The sequence below is a fragment of the Variovorax sp. GW821-FHT09D05 genome (genome assembly GCF_059416325.1).
Genome location: NZ_JBWKOZ010000001.1, coordinates 179,383 through 198,559 on the forward strand (window position 1 = coordinate 179,383; position 19,177 = coordinate 198,559).

At 65.3% G+C, this 19,177-nt stretch carries 17 protein-coding genes; 10 read left to right on the plus strand and 7 right to left on the minus strand.

The genetic code is table 11. The features are described from left to right. Positions 1–114 precede the first annotated feature (114 nt). Positions 115–777, minus strand: a complete 663-nt coding sequence (locus AC07O3_RS00775) for a DUF3313 domain-containing protein (RefSeq protein ID WP_440534148.1) — start codon at positions 775–777, stop codon at positions 115–117. Positions 778–934: 157 nt separating this feature from the next. On the opposite strand from AC07O3_RS00775, the gene AC07O3_RS00780 reads away from it, so the two are divergent. Further along, complete coding sequence (locus AC07O3_RS00780) at positions 935–1,549, plus strand: TetR/AcrR family transcriptional regulator (protein WP_495338344.1); 615 nt, start codon at positions 935–937, stop codon at positions 1,547–1,549. 6 nt (positions 1,550–1,555) lie between these two features. Here the strand turns inward: AC07O3_RS00780 and AC07O3_RS00785 are convergent, their stop codons facing one another. After that, positions 1,556–2,197, minus strand: coding sequence for a GntR family transcriptional regulator (locus AC07O3_RS00785; protein WP_093052379.1), 642 nt, complete (start codon positions 2,195–2,197; stop codon positions 1,556–1,558). 127 nt (positions 2,198–2,324) lie between these two features. Between AC07O3_RS00785 and scpA the strand changes: the two genes are divergently transcribed. From scpA to AC07O3_RS00820, 7 genes are read left to right on the plus strand one after another with little or no spacing between them, the layout of a single operon-like run. Next, positions 2,325–4,487, plus strand: coding sequence for a methylmalonyl-CoA mutase (gene scpA / locus AC07O3_RS00790; protein WP_495338345.1), 2,163 nt, complete (start codon positions 2,325–2,327; stop codon positions 4,485–4,487). An 8-nt stretch (positions 4,488–4,495) separates the two neighbouring features. Continuing rightward, complete coding sequence (locus AC07O3_RS00795) at positions 4,496–4,969, plus strand: GNAT family N-acetyltransferase (protein WP_495338346.1); 474 nt, start codon at positions 4,496–4,498, stop codon at positions 4,967–4,969. Continuing rightward, positions 4,963–6,012: a methylmalonyl Co-A mutase-associated GTPase MeaB gene (gene meaB / locus AC07O3_RS00800; protein ID WP_495338347.1), complete on the plus strand. Its 1,050-nt coding sequence runs from the start codon at positions 4,963–4,965 to the stop codon at positions 6,010–6,012. The genes AC07O3_RS00795 and meaB overlap by 7 nt, the downstream gene beginning before the upstream one ends. A 37-nt stretch (positions 6,013–6,049) precedes the next feature. Continuing rightward, on the plus strand, positions 6,050–7,594 hold the full coding sequence (locus tag AC07O3_RS00805) for an acyl-CoA carboxylase subunit beta (protein WP_093052368.1): 1,545 nt from the start codon (positions 6,050–6,052) through the stop codon (positions 7,592–7,594). Positions 7,595–7,614: 20 nt separating this feature from the next. Further along, entirely contained in the window at positions 7,615–9,663 is a 2,049-nt protein-coding gene (gene accC / locus AC07O3_RS00810; RefSeq protein ID WP_495338348.1) for an acetyl-CoA carboxylase biotin carboxylase subunit, read from the plus strand. Next, on the plus strand, positions 9,663–10,691 hold the full coding sequence (gene bioB, locus AC07O3_RS00815) for a biotin synthase BioB (protein WP_495338349.1): 1,029 nt from the start codon (positions 9,663–9,665) through the stop codon (positions 10,689–10,691). The genes accC and bioB overlap by 1 nt, the downstream gene beginning before the upstream one ends. Next, on the plus strand, positions 10,688–11,176 hold the full coding sequence (locus AC07O3_RS00820; RefSeq protein WP_093052362.1) for a VOC family protein: 489 nt from the start codon (positions 10,688–10,690) through the stop codon (positions 11,174–11,176). Before bioB ends, AC07O3_RS00820 begins: the two co-directional genes overlap by 4 nt. Here the strand turns inward: AC07O3_RS00820 and AC07O3_RS00825 are convergent. Continuing rightward, positions 11,166–11,663: an Lrp/AsnC family transcriptional regulator gene (locus AC07O3_RS00825; RefSeq protein WP_495338350.1), complete on the minus strand. Its 498-nt coding sequence runs from the start codon at positions 11,661–11,663 to the stop codon at positions 11,166–11,168. The genes AC07O3_RS00820 and AC07O3_RS00825 overlap by 11 nt on opposite strands. Before the next feature lie 123 nt (positions 11,664–11,786). Between AC07O3_RS00825 and yedA the strand changes: the two genes are divergently transcribed. Beyond that, a complete protein-coding gene (gene yedA, locus AC07O3_RS00830) occupies positions 11,787–12,716 on the plus strand; it encodes a drug/metabolite exporter YedA (RefSeq protein ID WP_426392594.1) in 930 nt (309 codons plus the stop codon). On the opposite strand, the gene AC07O3_RS00835 is transcribed toward yedA, so the two are convergent. The 4 genes from AC07O3_RS00835 to AC07O3_RS00850 all read right to left on the minus strand — a co-directional run bounded on the left by AC07O3_RS00835 (position 12,682) and on the right by AC07O3_RS00850 (position 16,762). After that, positions 12,682–13,320 (minus strand): LysE family translocator, encoded by a 639-nt coding sequence (locus AC07O3_RS00835; protein ID WP_093052353.1) that lies wholly within the window; start codon positions 13,318–13,320, stop codon positions 12,682–12,684. The two genes, yedA and AC07O3_RS00835, sit on opposite strands and share 35 nt — an antisense overlap. After that, positions 13,317–13,949, minus strand: a complete 633-nt coding sequence (locus AC07O3_RS00840) for an RnfABCDGE type electron transport complex subunit B (RefSeq protein WP_495338351.1) — start codon at positions 13,947–13,949, stop codon at positions 13,317–13,319. Before AC07O3_RS00840 ends, AC07O3_RS00835 begins: the two co-directional genes overlap by 4 nt. Positions 13,950–13,977: 28 nt before the next feature. Continuing rightward, entirely contained in the window at positions 13,978–15,408 is a 1,431-nt protein-coding gene (locus AC07O3_RS00845; protein ID WP_440534154.1) for a polyhydroxyalkanoate depolymerase, read from the minus strand. A gap of 157 nt (positions 15,409–15,565) precedes the next feature. After that, positions 15,566–16,762 carry an amino acid aminotransferase gene (locus tag AC07O3_RS00850; RefSeq protein WP_495338352.1) on the minus strand — a complete coding sequence of 399 codons (1,197 nt, stop codon included), beginning with the start codon at positions 16,760–16,762 and terminating at the stop codon, positions 15,566–15,568. A gap of 105 nt (positions 16,763–16,867) precedes the next feature. Between AC07O3_RS00850 and uvrB the strand changes: the two genes are divergently transcribed. Continuing rightward, on the plus strand, positions 16,868–18,985 hold the full coding sequence (gene uvrB, locus AC07O3_RS00855) for an excinuclease ABC subunit UvrB (protein ID WP_354337832.1): 2,118 nt from the start codon (positions 16,868–16,870) through the stop codon (positions 18,983–18,985). The last annotated feature ends 192 nt before the right edge of the window (positions 18,986–19,177 follow it).

Consider the following 19,177-nt stretch of genomic DNA (forward strand, 5'->3'; position numbering starts at 1 on the left):
GTGAGGGAGGAAGTCATTTCGCGTGGAAGATGCCGAGCCTGGACCGGCGGGCCCGCGCGAAGGCGCACTGCAACTTGATGCAGGCCCTGCGCAGCCGTCTCCAGAGCGCCGTCGTCATTGCAGGTACGCGACCAGCTGGTCGGCGCCGTTTTCAATGCCTGCGATGGAAGCGCTCCGGGCCCCGATGCCGGCCTTGAGATTCCATGCATTCGGGTACTGCTTGGTGACGTAGGCGCCGAGCAGTTCGTTGGTCGAGGCGTCGTAGATTTCGACGGCAAAGCTCACCGAGCCCGTCATCGCGCCTTCCTTGCCGCGGATGGCCTGCACGGCGTTGTACGGGCCGCCCAGCAGGTCGAAGCGCGAGAAGGTGCTGAGAACGGCGGTGTTCGTCTTGGCGCCGGTGAGCGTCAGCTTGATCCGTACGGCGTTGGCGTTTCTGCCAGGAGCGTTCCGGAAGCGCGCATTCAGCTTGTCGGTGAACTGGTTCTGCATGTAGCGCGCCAGGAATGCCTTGTCGTCTTCCGACACGTCTTCGAACTGGCCGTCGCTGCCGCGGTAGATGGCGACCGGATCGAGGACGAAATCCGAATACCGCCGCCAGTCGATGTTTGCCTTGTATTCGAATGGAATGCGGCCGGAGTCGTCATGCTGGCTCGGTCGCAACTGGGACGCGGAGGCGATGCCGGCATACGGCACCGGCTGTGTGCTGGCACACGCCGTCAGGATCAGGCAGACCGCCAGGGTGATGGCCTTGGGAGCATCGGAAAGAGCACGCATCGCGTTCCTTGAATTGGGAAGAAGTGAATGGACAAGTGAATGAAGAAGGCAACGACCGTGTCCAGATTTAAAACTGTACGGTACGGTTCATTATTGAGGTGGATTTTGGCGATGTCAAGAAAACTGTACAGTTGGGTATTCTTTTGAGGGAAATGCGATGAAGGTCAGGACAGAAGCGCGGCGCAACGTCATCCTTGAAGCGGCGGTGGCGCTGTTCAAGGAGCTGGGTTACGAGCGCACGTCGATGAACGAGCTCGCAAAGCGCCTGGGTGGGTCGAAGGCCACCCTGTACGGATACTTCGCCTCGAAAGAGGAGCTCTTCAGGGCGGTCGTGCAAACCGTGGCCGTTTCGCATCTGGCTGAGGCCGCGGCCGAGTTGCAGGAGGCGAACGAGACCGCCACGCTCGAGGCGCAATTGATGCGGTTCGGCGAGCGGATGCTGTTCGTGTTGACCAACGACGCGGACGCGCTGGCGGTCTACCGGATGGTTCTTGCCGAAGCCGGGCGCTCCGACGTGGGGCAGCAATTCCAGGAGTCGGGGCCTGCCGAATACATCCGAACCCTCGCGGGGTTCATGGATGCGGCGATGAAGCGTGGCGAACTACGGCGCCGGGACCCACACGTGACCGCGCTGCAGTTCACCACGTTGATCACGGCGGAGACCCAGGCGCGGCTCTTCCAGGTCGACCCCGAGCCCGTGCCGGTAGAGCAGATTCACGCGCTGGTTCAGCGCGCCGTCGACATGTTTCTCGCCGGCGCCGCGCCGCGCTGAAAGGCGCTAGTTCGCGGCTTCGAGCCCGTTCTGGAAGTGCTCGCGCATGCGGGCCATGGCGGCCTCCGCGTCCCGCGCCTCGATGGCCGCCATCACCGAGCGGTGCTCCGCCAGCGACTCGGCGATCCGGCCGGCTTTCAGCAGCGAGTTGTGCCGGTTGAGCTTCATCACCTTGCGCAGGTCGGCCACCATCTGGTCGCGCCACTTGTTGTTGGCGATGGCCAGCAATCGCATGTGAAAGCGCTCGTTCAGGGCGAAGAAGTGCTCCCGGTTCTCGGGCGAGGCTGCTGCTTCCAGCTCGGCGTGCAGTGCCTTCAACTCGGCGCGCTGCGCGTCGGTGGCGCGCTCGGCCACCACGCCGGCGGCGTCGCTCTCCAGCAGCGAGAGCAGGTGGTACACGTCGGTCAGGTCCTGCTCCGACACCTCGGTCACGTACGCGCCGCGCCGCACCTTCATCGTCACCAGGCCTTCGGCCGCCAGCACCTTCAGCGCCTCGCGCAGCGGCGTGCGGCTGATGCCGTATTCCTCGGCCAGCTTGAGTTCGTCGATCCAGCTGCCGGGCTCCAGCTCGCGGCGAAAGATCCGCTGGCGCAGCAGCTCGGCCACCTCTTCATAGAGGGCGCGGGGGGTGAGGGTGACGGCGGACATGGGCCGGACTGTACTTCAAAAATGGTGTTTGAATTAATAATTATGGATCGGTTAGACTCGCGGCCGGCTTGCAAATCCGTGCAGGCGAATTTGCGAATACCCTGCAAGACACTGCGAACGGCCCTTCATGAGCAGCACACCCGAACCCTCTTTCAAGCCCGCCGACCTCGAAGCCTGGGCCAAGGCTGCTGCCAAGTCCGCACCCGGCGGCGACGTGAACGCGCTGAACTGGATCACGCCCGACGGCATCGCCGTGAAGCCGCTGTACACCGCCGCCGACCTGCAGGGCCTGAAGTACACCGACACGCTGCCCGGCTTCGAGCCCTACCTGCGCGGTCCGCAGGCCACCATGTACGCAGTGCGCCCCTGGACCATCCGCCAGTACGCCGGCTTCTCCACCGCCGAGGAGTCGAACGCCTTCTATCGCAAGGCGCTGGCCGCCGGCGGGCAGGGCGTGAGCGTGGCCTTCGACCTCGCCACGCATCGCGGCTACGACAGCGACCACCCGCGCGTGACCGGCGACGTCGGCAAGGCAGGCGTGGCAATCGACTCGGTCGAGGACATGAAGATCCTGTTCGACCAGATCCCGCTCGACAAGGTCTCCGTGTCGATGACGATGAACGGCGCCGTGCTGCCGGTGCTCGCGGGCTACGTGGTCGCGGCCGAAGAGCAGGGCGTGGCGCAAGACCAACTGAGCGGAACCATCCAGAACGACATCCTCAAGGAGTTCATGGTCCGCAACACGTACATCTTTCCGCCAGCGCCGAGCATGCGGATCATCGGCGACATCATCGAGTACACGGCGCAGAACATGCCCAAGTTCAACTCGATCTCGATCAGCGGCTATCACATGCAGGAAGCCGGCGCCAACCAGGCGCTCGAACTCGCCTTCACGCTGGCCGACGGCAAGGAATACGTGAAGACCGCGCTGGCCAAGGGCCTCGACGTCGACGGCTTTGCCGGGCGCCTGAGCTTCTTCTGGGCCATCGGCATGAACTTCTATCTCGAAGTGGCCAAGATGCGTGCGGCGCGCCTGCTGTGGTGCCGCATCATGAAGGAGTTCAACCCCAAGAACCCCAAGAGCCTGATGCTGCGCACGCACTGCCAGACCTCGGGCTGGTCGCTCACCGAGCAGGACCCGTACAACAACGTGGTGCGCACCACCATCGAAGCGATGGCCGCGGTGTTCGGCGGCACGCAGAGCCTGCACACCAACGCACTCGACGAAGCCATTGCGCTGCCCACAGAGTTCAGCGCCCGCATCGCGCGCAACACGCAGCTCATCATCCAGGAAGAGACGCACATCACCAACGTGATCGATCCCTGGGCCGGCAGCTACATGATGGAGAAGCTCACGCAGGACATGGCCGACGCGGCCTGGGCCATCATCGAAGAGGTCGAGGCGATGGGCGGCATGACCAAGGCGGTCGACAGCGGCTGGGCCAAGCTCAAGATCGAGGCGGCTGCCGCCGAGAAGCAGGCGCGCATCGACTCCGGCAAGGACGTGATCGTCGGCGTCAACAAGTACAAGCTGAAGAACGAAGACGCGATCGACAGCCTCTCGATCGACAACGTGAAGGTGCGCGACCAGCAGGTGGCGCGGCTGCAGAAGATCCGCGCCTCGCGCGACACCGCCAAGGTGCAGGCCGCACTCGACGCGCTGACCGACGCCGCCGAGAACAACACCGGCAACCTGCTGGCGCTGAGCATCGACGCCGTGCGCCTGCGCGCCACGGTGGGCGAGATTTCGGACGCGCTCGAAAAATCATTCGGCCGCCATCGGGCCGACACGCAAAAGGTGACCGGTGTGTACGCAGCTGCCTATGACTCCGCCGAAGGCTGGGAAGCCCTCAAGACCGAAATCAACGCCTTCGCGGAGGAGCAGGGCCGCCGTCCGCGCGTGATGATCTCCAAGCTCGGGCAGGACGGCCACGACCGCGGCGCGAAGGTGGTGGCCACGGCATTTGCCGACCTGGGTTTCGACGTGGACATGGGGCCGCTCTTCCAGACCCCCGAAGAATGCGCGCGCCAGGCCATCGAGAACGACGTGCATGCAGTGGGCGTGAGCACGCTCGCAGCCGGCCACAAAACTCTTGTGCCGGCCATCATCAATGAGCTCAAGAAGCAGGGCGCGGACGACATCATCGTGTTCGTCGGCGGTGTGATTCCGCGGCAGGACTACGACTTTCTCTACGAGGCCGGCGTCAAGGGTATCTACGGACCGGGCACGCCCATTCCGGCCAGCGCCAAGGACGTGCTGGAGCAGATTCGCGCGGCGGTCACGGCCTGAGGCGCGACGTGGGCGATCTCTTGTCGCGGCTGTCGCTGCAGCCGGTGGATTCCAGCGATTTCGAAGCCATGCTGGCCCTGCGCATCGACGCGATGCGCCCGAGCCTGGAGCGCGTGGGCCGTTTCGATGCAGCGCGTTCGCGCGAGCGCCTGAGCGCGGGCTTTCTCGTGCCGTACATGCACCACATCGTGCTCGACGGCGACCAGCGCATCGGCTTTGTCACGCTCAAGCCGGAGGACAGCGACGCGCTGCGCCTCGACCATCTCTACCTGCGCACCGGCTTCCAGGGCCTGGGCATCGGTGAATGGGTGCTGGAATGGGCCAAGTCGCAGGCGCGCGACCAGCGGCTGGACATCAAGCTCACCGCGCTCGTGAAGAGCGACGCCAACCGCTTCTACCTGCGGCACGGCTTCGTGCTCGAGGGCGGGGAGGGCGTCGACCTGCACTACCGCTGGCGCGTGGCCTCGGAGGCTGCGTGCTGAATACGGCACAGGCGCTCGAACGCGCCGTTGCCGAAACCGATGGCATGGCGCAACGGCGCGCCATCGCAAAAGCCATCACGCTGCTCGAATCGACGCGCGCCGACCACCGCACGCAGGCCGATGAACTGCTCACGGCATTGCTGCCGCGCACGGGCAACTCGTTCCGCCTCGGCATCTCGGGCGTGCCGGGCGTGGGCAAGTCGACCTTCATCGAAACGCTGGGCCTGCTGCTGATCGGCAAGGGCCATCGCGTCGCGGTGCTCACCATCGACCCGTCGTCCACCGTGTCGGGCGGCTCCATCCTCGGCGACAAGACGCGCATGGAGCGGCTCTCGGTGCACGAGCGTGCCTACATCCGCCCGAGTCCATCGAGCGGCACGCTCGGCGGCGTGGCCGAGAAGACGCGCGAGGCGATGCTCGTGTGCGAGGCCGCCGGCTATGACATCGTGATCGTTGAGACCGTCGGCGTGGGCCAGAGCGAAACCGCCGTGGCCGGCATGACCGACATGTTCGTGCTGATGCAACTGCCCAATGCCGGCGACGACCTGCAGGCGATCAAGAAGGGCGTGATGGAGCTGGCCGACCTCGTTGTCATCAACAAGGCCGACCTCGACAAGGACGCCGCCACGCGCGCGCAGGCTCAGATCACCTCGGCGCTGCGCCTCTTCGGCCACCAGGGCAACCCCGATCACGCGCATGCCGTGCACGACGCGCACAGCGGCGCTGAAGTGCGCTTCTGGCTGCCCAAGGTGCTGCAGCTCAGCGCGCTGGCGGGCACCGGCATCGACGCCTTCTGGGACGCCGTCACGCAATTCAGGCAACTGCAGACGGCCAACGGCAAGCTCGCCAAGCGTCGCGAGAAGCAGGCCACCGCGTGGATGTGGGAGCGCATCGACGCAGGCCTCAAGCACGCCTTCAGGCATCACCCGCAGGTGCGCGAGCTGCTGCCCCAGCTTACGCAGCAGGTGGCGCAGGGCACGTTGCCGGCATCGACTGCGGCGCGCAACCTGCTCGCCGCAGCCGCCATCACGGCCAGACCATGAGACACGAAATTCAGGACCACAGCTTCGGAAGCACACCATGCAAGAACTGATCGAACAACTCGAAAAGCGTCGCGCCCAGGCGCGTCTCGGCGGCGGGCAGAAGCGCATCGACGCGCAACATGCCAAGGGCAAGCTCACGGCGCGCGAGCGCATCGAGCTGCTGCTCGACGACAACACCTTTGAAGAGTGGGACATGTTCGTCGAGCACCGCTCGGTGGACTTCGGCATGGCCGAGCAGAAGATTCCCGGCGACGGCGTGGTCACCGGCTACGGCATGATCAACGGCCGCCTGGTGTTCGTGTTCAGCCAGGACTTCACTGTCTTCGGCGGCGCGCTCAGCGAGGCGCATGCAGAAAAAATCTGCAAGGTGATGGACCAGGCCATGAAGGTCGGCGCGCCCGTCATCGGGCTGAACGACTCGGGCGGCGCTCGCATCCAGGAAGGCGTGGCCTCGCTCGGCGGCTATGCCGACGTGTTCCAGCGCAACGTGATGGCCTCGGGCGTGGTGCCGCAGATCAGCATGATCATGGGCCCCTGCGCGGGCGGCGCCGTGTATTCGCCCGCCATGACCGACTTCATCTTCATGGTGAAGGACAGCAGCTACATGTTCGTCACCGGCCCCGAGGTGGTGAAGACCGTGACGCACGAAAGCGTCACGGCCGAAGAGCTGGGCGGCGCCATCACCCACACCACGCGCAGCGGCGTGGCCGACATGGCGTTCGAGAACGACGTCGAGGCGCTGCTGATGCTGCGCCGCCTGTACAACTACCTGCCGCTCAACAACCGCGAGAAGCCGCCGGTGCGCCTGGGCAACAACGGCCTGGGCGACCCGGCCGACCGGCCCGACTACTCGCTCGATACGCTGGTGCCCGACAACCCGAACAAGCCCTATGACATCAAGGAACTGATCCTGAAGGTAGTGGACGACGGCGACTTCTTCGAGCTTCAGCCCGACTACGCGAAGAACATCGTGATCGGCTTCGCCCGCATGGAAGGCCAGACCATTGGCATCGTTGCGAACCAGCCGTTGGTGCTCGCGGGCTGCCTCGACATCAAGAGCAGCATCAAGGCCGCGCGCTTCGTGCGCTTCTGCGATGCGTTCAACATTCCGGTCGTCACCTTCGTCGACGTGCCCGGCTTCATGCCCGGCACAGGGCAAGAGTACGGCGGCATCATCAAGCACGGCGCCAAGCTGCTCTACGCATACGCGGAGTGCACGGTGCCCAAGATCACCGTCATCACGCGCAAGGCCTACGGCGGCGCCTACGACGTGATGGCCTCCAAGCATCTGCGTGGCGACGTCAACCTTGCCTGGCCGCGTGCCGAGATCGCGGTGATGGGCGCCAAGGGCGCGGTGGAAATCATCTTCCGCGAGGACAAGAACGACCCCGAAAAACTCGCCGCCCGCGAGGCTGAATACAAGGCCCGTTTCGCCAACCCGTACGTGGCGAGCGCACGCGGCTACATCGACGACGTGATCCTGCCGCACGAGACGCGCAAGCGCATTTGCCGTTCGCTGGTGATGCTGCGCGAGAAGAAGCTCGAGAACCCGTGGCGCAAGCACGGGAACATTCCACTGTGAGCGGCACGGAGAAGAAGAACATGTTCAAGAAGATCCTGATTGCGAACCGTGGCGAAATCGCCTGCCGCGTCATCCAGACGGCGAAGAAGATGGGCATCCTCACGGTCGCTGTCTATTCCGACGCCGACAAGGAAGCCCGCCACGTCGAGCTGGCCGATGAGGCCGTGCACATCGGAGCTGCGCCCAGCCGCGAGAGCTACCTGCAGGCCGACCGCATCATTGCCGCCTGCAAGAAGACCGGCGCCGAGGCGGTGCACCCGGGCTACGGCTTCCTGTCGGAGAACGAAGCCTTCGCGCGCAAGGTCGAGGAAGAGGGCATTGCCTTCATTGGTCCGAAGCACTATTCGATTGCGGCGATGGGCGACAAGATCGCCTCGAAGAAGCTGGCTAACGAAGCCCAGGTCAACACCATTCCGGGCTGGAACGACGCCATCGAGACGGCTGAGCGCGCGGTCGAGATTGCCAAGGACATCGGCTACCCCGTGATGATCAAGGCCTCGGCCGGCGGCGGTGGCAAGGGCCTTCGCGTGGCCTTCAACGACAAGGAAGCCTTCGAGGGCTTCACCTCGTGCCGCAACGAGGCGCGCAACAGCTTCGGCGACGACCGCGTGTTCATCGAGAAGTTCGTCGAGGAGCCGCGCCACATCGAAATCCAGGTGCTGGGCGACTCGCACGGCAACGTGATCTACCTGAACGAGCGCGAGTGCTCGATCCAGCGGCGCCACCAGAAGGTGATCGAGGAGGCTCCTTCCCCCTTCATCAGCGATGAAACGCGCAAGGCCATGGGCGAGCAGGCCGTGCAGTTGGCCAAGGCCGTGAAGTACCAGAGCGCGGGCACGGTGGAGTTCGTGGTCGGCAAGGACCAGAGCTTCTACTTCCTGGAGATGAACACGCGCCTGCAGGTGGAGCACCCGGTGACCGAGTGCATCACCGGCCTCGACCTCGTCGAGCTGATGATCCGCGTGGCGGCCGGCGAGAAGCTGCCGCTGACGCAAGCCGAGGTGAAGCGCAACGGCTGGGCGATCGAGTGCCGCATCAATGCCGAAGACCCGTTCCGCAATTTCTTGCCGTCGACCGGCCGGCTGGTGAAGTTCCAGCCGCCGGGCGAGACCATGTTCGCGAGCGACACCGAGCACCTGCAAGGCGTGCGCGTGGACACGGGTGTGTACGACGGCGGCGAGATCCCGATGTATTACGACTCGATGATCGCCAAGCTCATCGTGCACGGCAAGGACCGCCAGCATGCGATCGCACGCATGCGCGAGGCGCTCAACGGCTTCGTGATCCGCGGCATCAGCAGCAACATTCCGTTCCAGGCGGCGCTGCTGGCGCATCCGAAGTTCGTGGCGGGCGATTTCAACACCGGCTTCATCGCCGAGCACTACGGCAAGGGCTTCCACGCGGAAGACGTGCCGCACGCCGATCCGTCGTTCCTGATCGCGCTCGCGGCCTACGTGCATCGCCGCTACCGCGCGCGTGCCTCGGGCATCAGCGGGCAGCTCGAAGGCCACGGCGTGAAGGTGGGCGAGCAGTTCGTGGTGGTCGAGCTGGGGCCGGAAGGCAAGCACGTGCACCATCCGGTGTCGGTCACCGACTTCCATGGCAAGACCGGCGCGAGCGCAGTGGCCGTGGGCGGAAAGACCTACAAGATCGACAGCAGCCTGGCGTTGGGAGCGATCCGCGTGCAGGGCGCGGTCAACGACAAGCCCTTCACCGCGCAGGTGGAGCGTGGCGCGGGCAAGAGCCCGCTGGCGTTGCGCGTGTCGCACGACGGTACGCAGATCGAGGCGATGGTGCTGTCGCCGCTGGGCGCGCGCCTGCTCGAGCTGATGCCCTACAAGGCACCTCCGGACCTGAGCAAGTTCCTGATGTCGCCGATGCCAGGGCTGCTGGTCGAGGTGTCGGTACAGCCGGGCCAGCAGGTGCGCGCTGGCGAGAAGCTGGCCGTGATCGAGGCCATGAAGATGGAAAACGTGCTGTTCGCCACGCAGGACGGCGTGGTCGGCAAGATTTCGGCGGGCAAGGGCGAATCGCTCGCCGTCGATCAAATCATTCTGGAGTTCAACTGATGGGTGCCAACGACTTTCAACAGGCGATCACGCTGCATCGGCCCACCAGGGCCGCGACGCCGCAGGGCCCGTGGTCCGTCGAGGCGATCCAGGCGTTGCTCGACAAGCCGCTGATGGACCTGCTGTTCGAGGCGCAGACCGTGCACCGCCAGCATTTCCCCGAAGGCGACATCGAGCTGGCCACGCTGCTGTCGGTCAAGACCGGCGGCTGCCCAGAGAACTGCGGCTACTGCCCGCAGTCGGCCGAGTTCGATACCGGCGTGAAGGCGCAGAAGCTCATGGAGGTCGACGAGGTGCTGCGCGCCGCGCAGGCCGCCAAGGATGCCGGTGCCACGCGCTTCTGCATGGGCGCCGCATGGCGCGCCCCGAAGGACCGTGACGTGGAGAAGGTGGCCGTGCTGGTAGAGGCCGTGAAGGGGCTCGGCATGCAGACCTGCGCCACGCTCGGCATGCTGGAGCCGCACCACGCGCACCAGCTCAAGGCTGCCGGCCTCGATTACTACAACCACAACCTCGACACCGCGCCCGAGTACTACACCGACGTGGTCGACACACGCACCTACCAGGACCGGCTCGACACGCTGGCCCATGTGCGCAGCGCGGGCATCAGCGTGTGCTGCGGCGGCATCGTCGGCATGGGCGAAGCACCGGTGCACCGTGCGGGACTGATCGCGCAACTGGCCAACCTGAATCCGTACCCGGAGTCGGTGCCGATCAACAGCCTGGTGCGCGTGCCCGGCACGCCGCTGGCCGACTCGGACCCGGTCGACCCCTTCGACTTCGTGCGCATGATCGCGGTCGCGCGCATCACCATGCCGACCGCGCGCGTGCGCCTGTCGGCCGGCCGACAGCAGATGGGCGACGCGGTGCAGGCGCTGTGCTTCATGGCGGGCGCAAATTCGATCTTCTACGGCGACAAGCTGCTCGTTACCGGCAATCCCGACGTCGAAGCCGACACGGTGCTGCTGCGCAAGCTGGGCCTGAATGCGCGGCAGGTTCAGGAGCAGCCGGAAGGCTGTGCCGCATGACCACTGTCGCACGCCCCTTCAAGGTGCTGGGCATCCAGCAGATCGCCATCGGCGGACCCGACAAGCTGCGGCTGCAGAAGCTGTGGGTCGACATGCTGGGGCTCGAAGTCACGGGCACGTTCAAGAGCGAGCGCGAGAACGTGGATGAAGACATCTGCGCGATGGGCGTGGGGCCGTTCAAGGTCGAAGTCGACCTGATGCAGCCGCTCGATCCGGAGAAGAAACCCGCCGTTCACACGACGCCGCTGAACCACGTCGGGCTGTGGATCGACGACTTGCCAAAGGCCGTCGAGTGGCTGACGGCGCAGGGCGTGCGCTTTGCGCCGGGTGGCATCCGCAAGGGTGCCGCCGGCTTCGACATCTGCTTCCTGCACCCGAAGGCGAACGACGAGTTTCCGATCGCGGGCGAGGGCGTGCTCATCGAGATGGTGCAGGCGCCGCCCGAGGTGGTAGCGGCGTTCAGCGCGCTCGCAGCTACGCGTTGAGCACTTTCTTGATCGGCGGCTTCACGTCCGAGCGCTGAGGCGGCAGCATCGCCTGGTGCTCGCGCGCTGGATTCAGGATGATCGAGGTCGCCGTCTCCGTGAGGATGCAGAACTTGGTGACCACCGCGTCGAGGTGGCTCACGTCGATCACCGCGATCTCGAGGATCCAGCTGTCCTCTCCGGTCACGTTGTAGGCATTGACGCATTCGGGCGTGTCCTGCACCAGTTTCACGACGAGGTCGTAGTCCGCGCGCCCGACGCGGATGATGGCGCGGATGCCGTAGCCCAGCTTGCCAAGGTTGACGGTGGCGCGGTAGCCGCTGATGACGCCCGCGGCCTCCAGTTTCTTCACGCGCTCGGTTACTGCCGGCTGGCTCAGGTGCACGCGGCGGCCCAGTTCGGCCATGGTCAGCCGCGCATCGGCCTGCAGTTCGGCGAGGATGCGGGTGTCATGGGCGTCCAGCGCGGGGTTCAAGGGAAAGTCCATGAAACTCCTTCAAATCAACGGTTTGGCGAGGGCAGAACCATGAAATCTGCATGGCTGTCGAGGGACGGCTTTCATACCATGACCGGCACCCAATACCAAGAACCAGGAAGAGACACCTTCGACATGCCTACCCTCGCTTCTCCCGCTCATGCCACGCCAGCCGCGGGCCGCCCCGGATTGCCGCCGCTGCTGTGGCTCTGCCTTGCCGCCACCTGGGTGGTGTGGGGCTCGACCTATCTCGCGATCAAGTACGCGCTGATCAGCTTTCCGCCGTTCTTGCAGATGGGCTCGCGCTTCCTGGTCGCGGGTGTGCTGCTGGCAGCGTGGATGCGCTGGCGCGGCGCGCCGTGGCCGTCGCTGGTGCAGTGGCGCAACGCCTTCATCGTCGGCGCGCTGATGCTGGGCGGTGGCATGGGCGGCACGGCGAATGCCGAGGTGTCGATCGGTTCAGGGCTGGTGGTGGCGTTCATCGCGGTGATCCCGCTTCTGATTGCGCTGCTCAATTTGATTTGGGGTGTGAAGCCGTCGCGGCTCGAAGCTGCGGGCATCGCGCTCGGCCTCGTCGGCGTGCTGATGCTCACGCAGGGCAGCGGCTTCCGCTCTTCGCCCGAAGGACTGGTTGCCATCTGCATTGCCTGCGTCTGCTGGTCGCTCGGCAGCGTGCTGAGCCAGCGCAGCCTGCCGCTGGCGTCCGGTGCGATGGGCTTCGCGAGCGAAATGCTCTGCGGCGGCGTGGTGCTGATGGGGCTCGCCGCGGTGTCTGGCGAAACGATGAACTGGCCGCCGCAGGCCGAAGCGGTCGCTGCGTGGATCTATCTGGTGGTGTTCGGCTCGCTGATTGCCTTCAACGCCTACATGGTGCTGCTGGCCAGGGCGCCGGCCGCGCTGGCGGCGAGCTACACCTTCGTGAACCCGGTGATCGCGATGCTGCTGGGCGTGTGGATCGCCAACGAGGCGGTCACGCGCTTCGAGTGGTACGCCGTGGCCGTGGTACTGGCGGGTGTGCTGCTGTTGCTCTTCAAGCGCCGGGGCGGCGCCACACCGCAAGCGTAGCCGCGAGCAGCCACATGCCGGCCGCGCAACCGCGGTTCATTGCCCTGAGGCCCCGCTGCGAGAGGAAGCGCACGGCCTGCGTGCCGGCCGATGCATAGGCCAGCATCACGCAGGTATCGAGCACGACGAACACTGCACCCAGCAGCAGGTACTGCGGGCCTTGCGGCTTCGCGATGTCGACGAACTGCGGCAGGAATGCCGCGAAGAACAGCACCGTCTTCGGGTTCGACAGCGCCACCATCAGGCTGCGCAGCAGCGCGACACGGCCCTGCGGACGGACTTCGAGCGGCGACTTGGCCAGCGCGGTGCGCAGGTCGGTGGTTTCGCTGCGCCAGAGCTTGATGCCCAGCCATACGAGGTAGGCCACGCCTGCGACGCGGATCGCATTGAAGAGCCACTCCGAGGCCGCCAGCAACGATCCCAGTCCGAGCGCGACGACGGCGATCAGGGTGATGCTGCCGAGCGACGCACCCGCAATGCCCCAGCTCGCGCGGCGCATGCCGCCCTCGATGCCGTTGGACAGCGCCAGCAGCATCGTTGGCCCCGGAATCAGGGCCAGCGCGAGCGAAGCGACGATGTAGATGAGCAGGGTATCGAGCGTCATGGTTTGGTGGCTGGTGGGCGTTGTTGCGAGGCGGCGCGGGCACGCGCCAGTGCGGCTTCGACGATGGCGCGCTTGCGGGCGCCGGCGTCTTGCGGGGCTTCGGGCTCGGGCGCCGTTTCGGCCAGCCGGGCGTCGGTGTTGCGGTGCCTGCCATGCACTTCGTAGCGGCGCCGGGCACTTTCGGCCTGCTCGGCCGACCAGGCTTGCCAGCCGCTGAGGCCCGGCGTCTCGACTTCGAGCGAGATGCAATCGACGGGGCAGACCGGAATGCACAGTTCGCAGCCCGTGCAGTGGGCTTCGATCACGGTGTGCATGCGCTTGTTGATGCCGACGATGGCGTCGGTGGGGCAGGCGTCGAGGCACAGCGTGCAGCCTATGCACCAGGCCTCGTCGATGACGGCCATGGCACGCGGGCCTTCGGTGCCGAACTGGGGATCGAGGGGGAGCGTTGCGCGGCCGGTGAGCAGTGCGAGTCGCTCGATGCCTTCAGCGCCGCCCGGCGGGCACTGGTTGATGCTGGCCTCGCCGTTGGCCACGGCCTGTGCGTAGCCTGCGCAATCCGGGTAGCCGCACCGTGTGCACTGCGTTTGAGGCAGTGCGTCGTTGATGCGTGCGGCCAGCCCGTTCACTTGGTGATGAGGTTGCGTGCGCGCTTCTTCAGCGCGCCGCACCGGTGCCGGGCTTCTTGCGCGCGACGGGCTTCTTCACTGCCACGGCCGTGGCCTTCTTTGCCGGCAGTTTCTTGGCCGCGACGGCGGGCACCTTGCGGCCGGGCTTGATGCTGTCTTCGGCGGCCAGGCCGCCGCGGTTGCCGGCGCGGCTCTGGGGCTGGTCGTTGGCCGCGATGAATTTCAGCACCTTCGGGTAGACCAGTTCGCGCCAGCGGCGGCCGCTGAAGATGCCGTAGTGGCCGGCACCCTTGACTTCGTAGTGCTCGCGCTTGTCATTGGCGATGCCGGTGCACAGGCTGTGCGCCGCTTCGGTCTGGCCCGAGCCCGAGATGTCGTCGAGTTCGCCTTCGACCGTGAGCAGGGCGGTCGAGTGGATGTCCTGCGGGTGCACGCGCTCCACCTGACCCTGGGGGTTCTTGACGTCCCAGGTGCCGTTGACCAGGTCGAACTCCTGGAACACGGTGCGGATGGTCTCGAGGTAGTAATCGGCGTCCATGTCGAGCACGGCGTTGTACTCGTCGTAGAACTTGCGATGGGCCTCGGCGCTGGCGTCATCGCCCTTGATCAGGTCCTTGAAGTAGTCGTAGTGGCTGCTGGCGTGGCGGTCGGGGTTCATCGCCACGAAGCCGGTGTGCTGCAGGAAGCCAGGGTAGACCTTGCGGCCCGCGCCCGGAAAGCCCTGCGGCACGCGGTAAATCACGTTGTTCTCGAACCACTCGTAGCTCTTGTTCATCGCGAGGTTGTTCACCGCGGTCGGCGACTTGCGTGCGTCGATGGGGCCGCCCATCATGGTCATGGTCAGCGGCAGCTGTTCGCCGCGGCTGGCCATGAGCGACACGGCCGCGAGTACCGGCACCGTCGGCTGGCACACGCTCACCACGTGGCAGTTGCCGTATTCGGCCTGCAGGCGGCGGATGAACTCCTGCACGTAGTTGATGTAGTCGTCGAGGTGGAACTCGCCTTCGGACAGCGGCACGAGGCGCGCGTTCTTCCAGTCGGTGATGTAGACCTTGTGGTCCTGCAGCATGGTGCGCACGGTGTCGCGCAGCAGCGTGGCGTAGTGGCCCGACAGGGGCGCCACGATCAGCACCACGGGCTGGCTCTTGAGCGTCTTGAGAATGTGCGGCTCGTCGGTGAAGCGCTTGAAGCGGCGCAGCTCGCAGAACGGCTTGTCGAGTTCGACAGCCTCCTGGATCACGACCTCTTCGCCGTCGACCTTGACGGACTTGATGTTGAACTCGGGCTTCTCGTAGTCCTTGCCGAGGCGATAGAGCAGGTCGTAGCCGGCGGCCATGCGCTGGGCCATGGGCAGCTGGCCCCACACGGCGCCCTGGCCGTAGAGCTTGGAGGCAGCCTGTGCGAAGTCCGAGAACGGCTCCATCAGGGAACGCTGGGCTTCGTAGAGTTGATAGAGCATCGCTGGTCTTGGAGTGGAATGTTGCGGTGCAATATATCAGCGCATTCGCTGCATTGCAGGGGGCCTAACCCCTACATCGGCCCCGCCGCGAGGAGCCTTCTTCCGCAGAATGTGAAGGAATCGTCGCGAAGGCGATTCCCTCACACCTTGCTGTCACCTAGATGACTTTGGCGATCGAGGCACAGACGTACTCGATATTCTTGCTGTTGAGCGCGGCCACGCACATGCGGCCGGTGTCGGTGCCGTACACGCCGAACTCATTGCGCAGGCGCACCATCTGGTCCTTGCTCAGGCCCGAGTAGCTGAACATGCCGATCTGCGTGGTGATGAAGCTCATGTCTTCCTTCACGCCGGCGGCCTTGAGGCCGTCGACCAGCTTCTGGCGCATGGCCTTGATGCGCACGCGCATCTCGCCCAGCTCCTGCTCCCACAGGGCGCGCAGTTCGGGGTTGCCGAGCACCGCGGCCACCACAGCGCCGCCGTGCGTGGGCGGGTTGCTGTAGTTGGTGCGAATGGCGATCTTGAGCTGCGACAGCACGCGGCCGGCTTCTTCCTTGCTCTCGCACAGCACCGACAGGGCGCCCACGCGCTCGCCGTACAGGCTGAAGCTCTTGGAGAACGAGGTCGAGACGAAGAAGGTCAGGCCGGCATCGACGAACTTGGCGACGGCGGCGCCGTCTTCCTTCAGGCCGTAGCCGAAGCCCTGGTAGGCCATGTCGAGGAAAGGCACGAGACCCTTGGCCTTGACAGTGGCGACGACCTGGTCCCACTGCTGCGACGTGATGTCGTAGCCGGTCGGGTTGTGGCAGCAGGCGTGCAGTACGACGATGGTGCCGGCAGGGGCTGCGTTGAGCGCGGCCAGCATGCCGTCGAAGTTGATGCCGCGCTTGGCGGCGTCGTAGTAGGGGTAGCTTTCGACTTCGAAGCCGGCGTTGGTGAACAGCGCGCGGTGGTTTTCCCAGCTCGGGTCGCTGATCAGCACCTTGGCGTTGGGGTTGAGCTTCTTCAGGAAGTCGGCGCCGACCTTCAGGCCGCCAGTGCCGCCGATGGCCTGGATGGTGGCCACGCGGCCCGAGGTGACGGGTTCGCTGTCGGCGCCGAAGACCAGCGCCTTGACAGCGTTGTCGTATGCGGCGATGCCGTCGATGGGGAGGTAGCCGCGCGCCGTGGGCGCTTTCATCATGTTCTGCTCTGCCGCTTGCACGCACTGCAGCAGTGGCAGCTTGCCGTTGTCGTCGTAATAGACGCCGACGCCGAGATTGACCTTGTTGGGGTTGGTATCGGCTGCAAATTGCTCGTTGAGGCCGAGGATCGGGTCGCGCGGCGCCATTTCGACCGCGGTGAACATAGACATGGAAAGGTCCTTTGGGATGAAAGCTTCGCTGCAACCGGAGGAGGCTTTATCCTTTCCGGTTGCCTTGAATTTTACCGGCGCGAGCGCCACCTGTCGGGAACAGCCATGCCAGAGAACAACGAAGCCATAGCAGACCTGAAGAAACTGGACCCGATCGGGCCGGCGAAACAGGGGGAATTCATCCGCTATCCGGACTCGCCTTTCGAGCTTTTCCAGCCCTATCCGCCGGCCGGCGACCAGCCGAAAGCGATCGAGGGGCTGGTCGAGGGCGTGATCGACGGCGAAGTGTTCCAGACCCTGCTGGGCGTGACCGGTTCGGGCAAGACCTTCACCATGGCCAACGTGATCGCCCGGCTGGGCCGCCCGGCCATCGTGTTTGCGCCCAACAAGACGCTGGCGGCGCAGCTCTACAGCGAATTCCGAGAGTTCTTCCCGAAGAACGCCGTCGAGTACTTCGTGAGCTACTACGACTACTACCAGCCCGAGGCCTACGTGCCGCAGCGCGACTTGTTCATCGAGAAAGATTCATCGATCAACGAGCACATCGAGCAGATGCGGCTGTCGGCCACCAAGAGCGTGCTGGAGCGGCGCGACACGGTCATCGTGGCCACGGTGAGCGCCATCTACGGCATCGGCACGCCCGAGGACTACATGGAGATGCGGCTGATTGCCCGCGTCGGCGACAAGGTCGGCCAGCGCGACCTGATTTCGCGGCTCATCCGCATGCAGTACCTGCGCAACGAGCAGGACTTTGCCCGCGGCACCTTTCGCGTGCGGGGCGACACCATCGACGTGTTCCCGGCGGAGCACAGCGAGCTGGCGATCCGCTTCGAGCTGTTCGACGACGAGATCGAGTCGCTGCAGCTCTTCGACCCGCTGACCGGCCGCATCCGCCAGAAGGTGCCGCGCTTCACCGTGTATCCGTCGAGCCATTACGTCACGCCGCGCGACAAGGTCATGGCGGCGGTGGAAACCATCAAGATCGAACTGGGCGATCGACTCAAGGAGCTGGTGGGGGCGGGCAAGCTGGTCGAGGCGCAGCGGCTGGAGCAGCGCACCCGTTTCGACCTCGAAATGCTCGCCGAAATCGGCCATTGCAAGGGCATCGAGAACTACACGCGCCACCTCTCGGGCGCTGCGCCAGGCGACCCGCCGGCCACGCTGACCGATTACCTGCCGAAGGACGCGCTGATGTTCCTCGACGAAAGTCACCAGATGATCGGCCAGCTCAGCGCCATGTACAACGGCGACCGGGCGCGCAAGACCACGCTGGTCGAGTACGGCTTCCGCTTGCCGAGTGCGCTGGACAACCGGCCGCTCAAGATGGAGGAGTTCGAAAAGCGCATGCGCCAGTGCATCTTCGTTTCGGCCACGCCGGCGCAATACGAGAAGGACCATGCCGGCAACGTGGTCGAACAGCTGGTGCGGCCCACCGGACTGATCGACCCCGAGGTCGAGGTGCGGCCCGCCACGCATCAGGTGGACGATGTGCTGGGCGAGATCCGCGTGCGCGTGGACAAGAACGAGCGCGTGCTCATCACCACGCTGACCAAGCGCATGGCCGAGCAGCTGACCGACTACCTGGGCGACAACGGGGTGAAGGTGCGCTACCTGCACAGTGACGTCGACACGGTCGAGCGAGTGGAAATCCTGCGCGATCTGCGCCTGGGCACCTTCGACGTGCTGGTGGGCATCAATCTGCTGCGCGAGGGGCTGGATATTCCCGAGGTATCGCTGGTGGCGATCCTCGACGCCGACAAGGAAGGCTTCTTGCGCGCAGAGCGCTCGCTGATCCAGACCATTGGCCGCGCAGCGCGGAACCTGAACGGCAAGGCCATCCTCTACGCCGACCGGATGACCGAGTCGATGAAGAAGGCCATCGGCGAAACCGAGCGCCGCCGTGCCCGGCAGATCGCCTACAACGAAGCCAACGGCATCACGCCGCGCAGCATCGTCAAGCAGGTGCGCGACCTGATCGACGGCGTCTACAGCGAGAAAACGGGCAAGGAAATGGCCAAGCTCGACCTGGAACGCGCCAAGGTCGAGGACATGAGCGAAAAGGACATCGCCCGGGAGATCAAGCGGCTGGAAAAGCAGATGCTGGAGCACGCCCGCAACCTCGAATTCGAGAAGGCGGCCCGGGTGCGGGACCAGTTGGCGCTGCTGCGGGAGCAGGCGTTCGGGGCGTCGGGCGGCGACAACATCGCGATCTCGCCGCAGTAGGTCAGACGTTCGCATTCTTCAAGCGAACCACGCTGGGGTTTACCCCAGCAGACCTCGGGGGCTTCTGTTATACTTGAGCGAAACAGTCAACAACAAGAAAAGAACTTCGCGATGAAGGACCGACTCCTACCGACTGGTTCACCAGCGTCAAGGGTCGGGCAGGGCGGAGACGAAGTCACCGCGGTCCAGGAC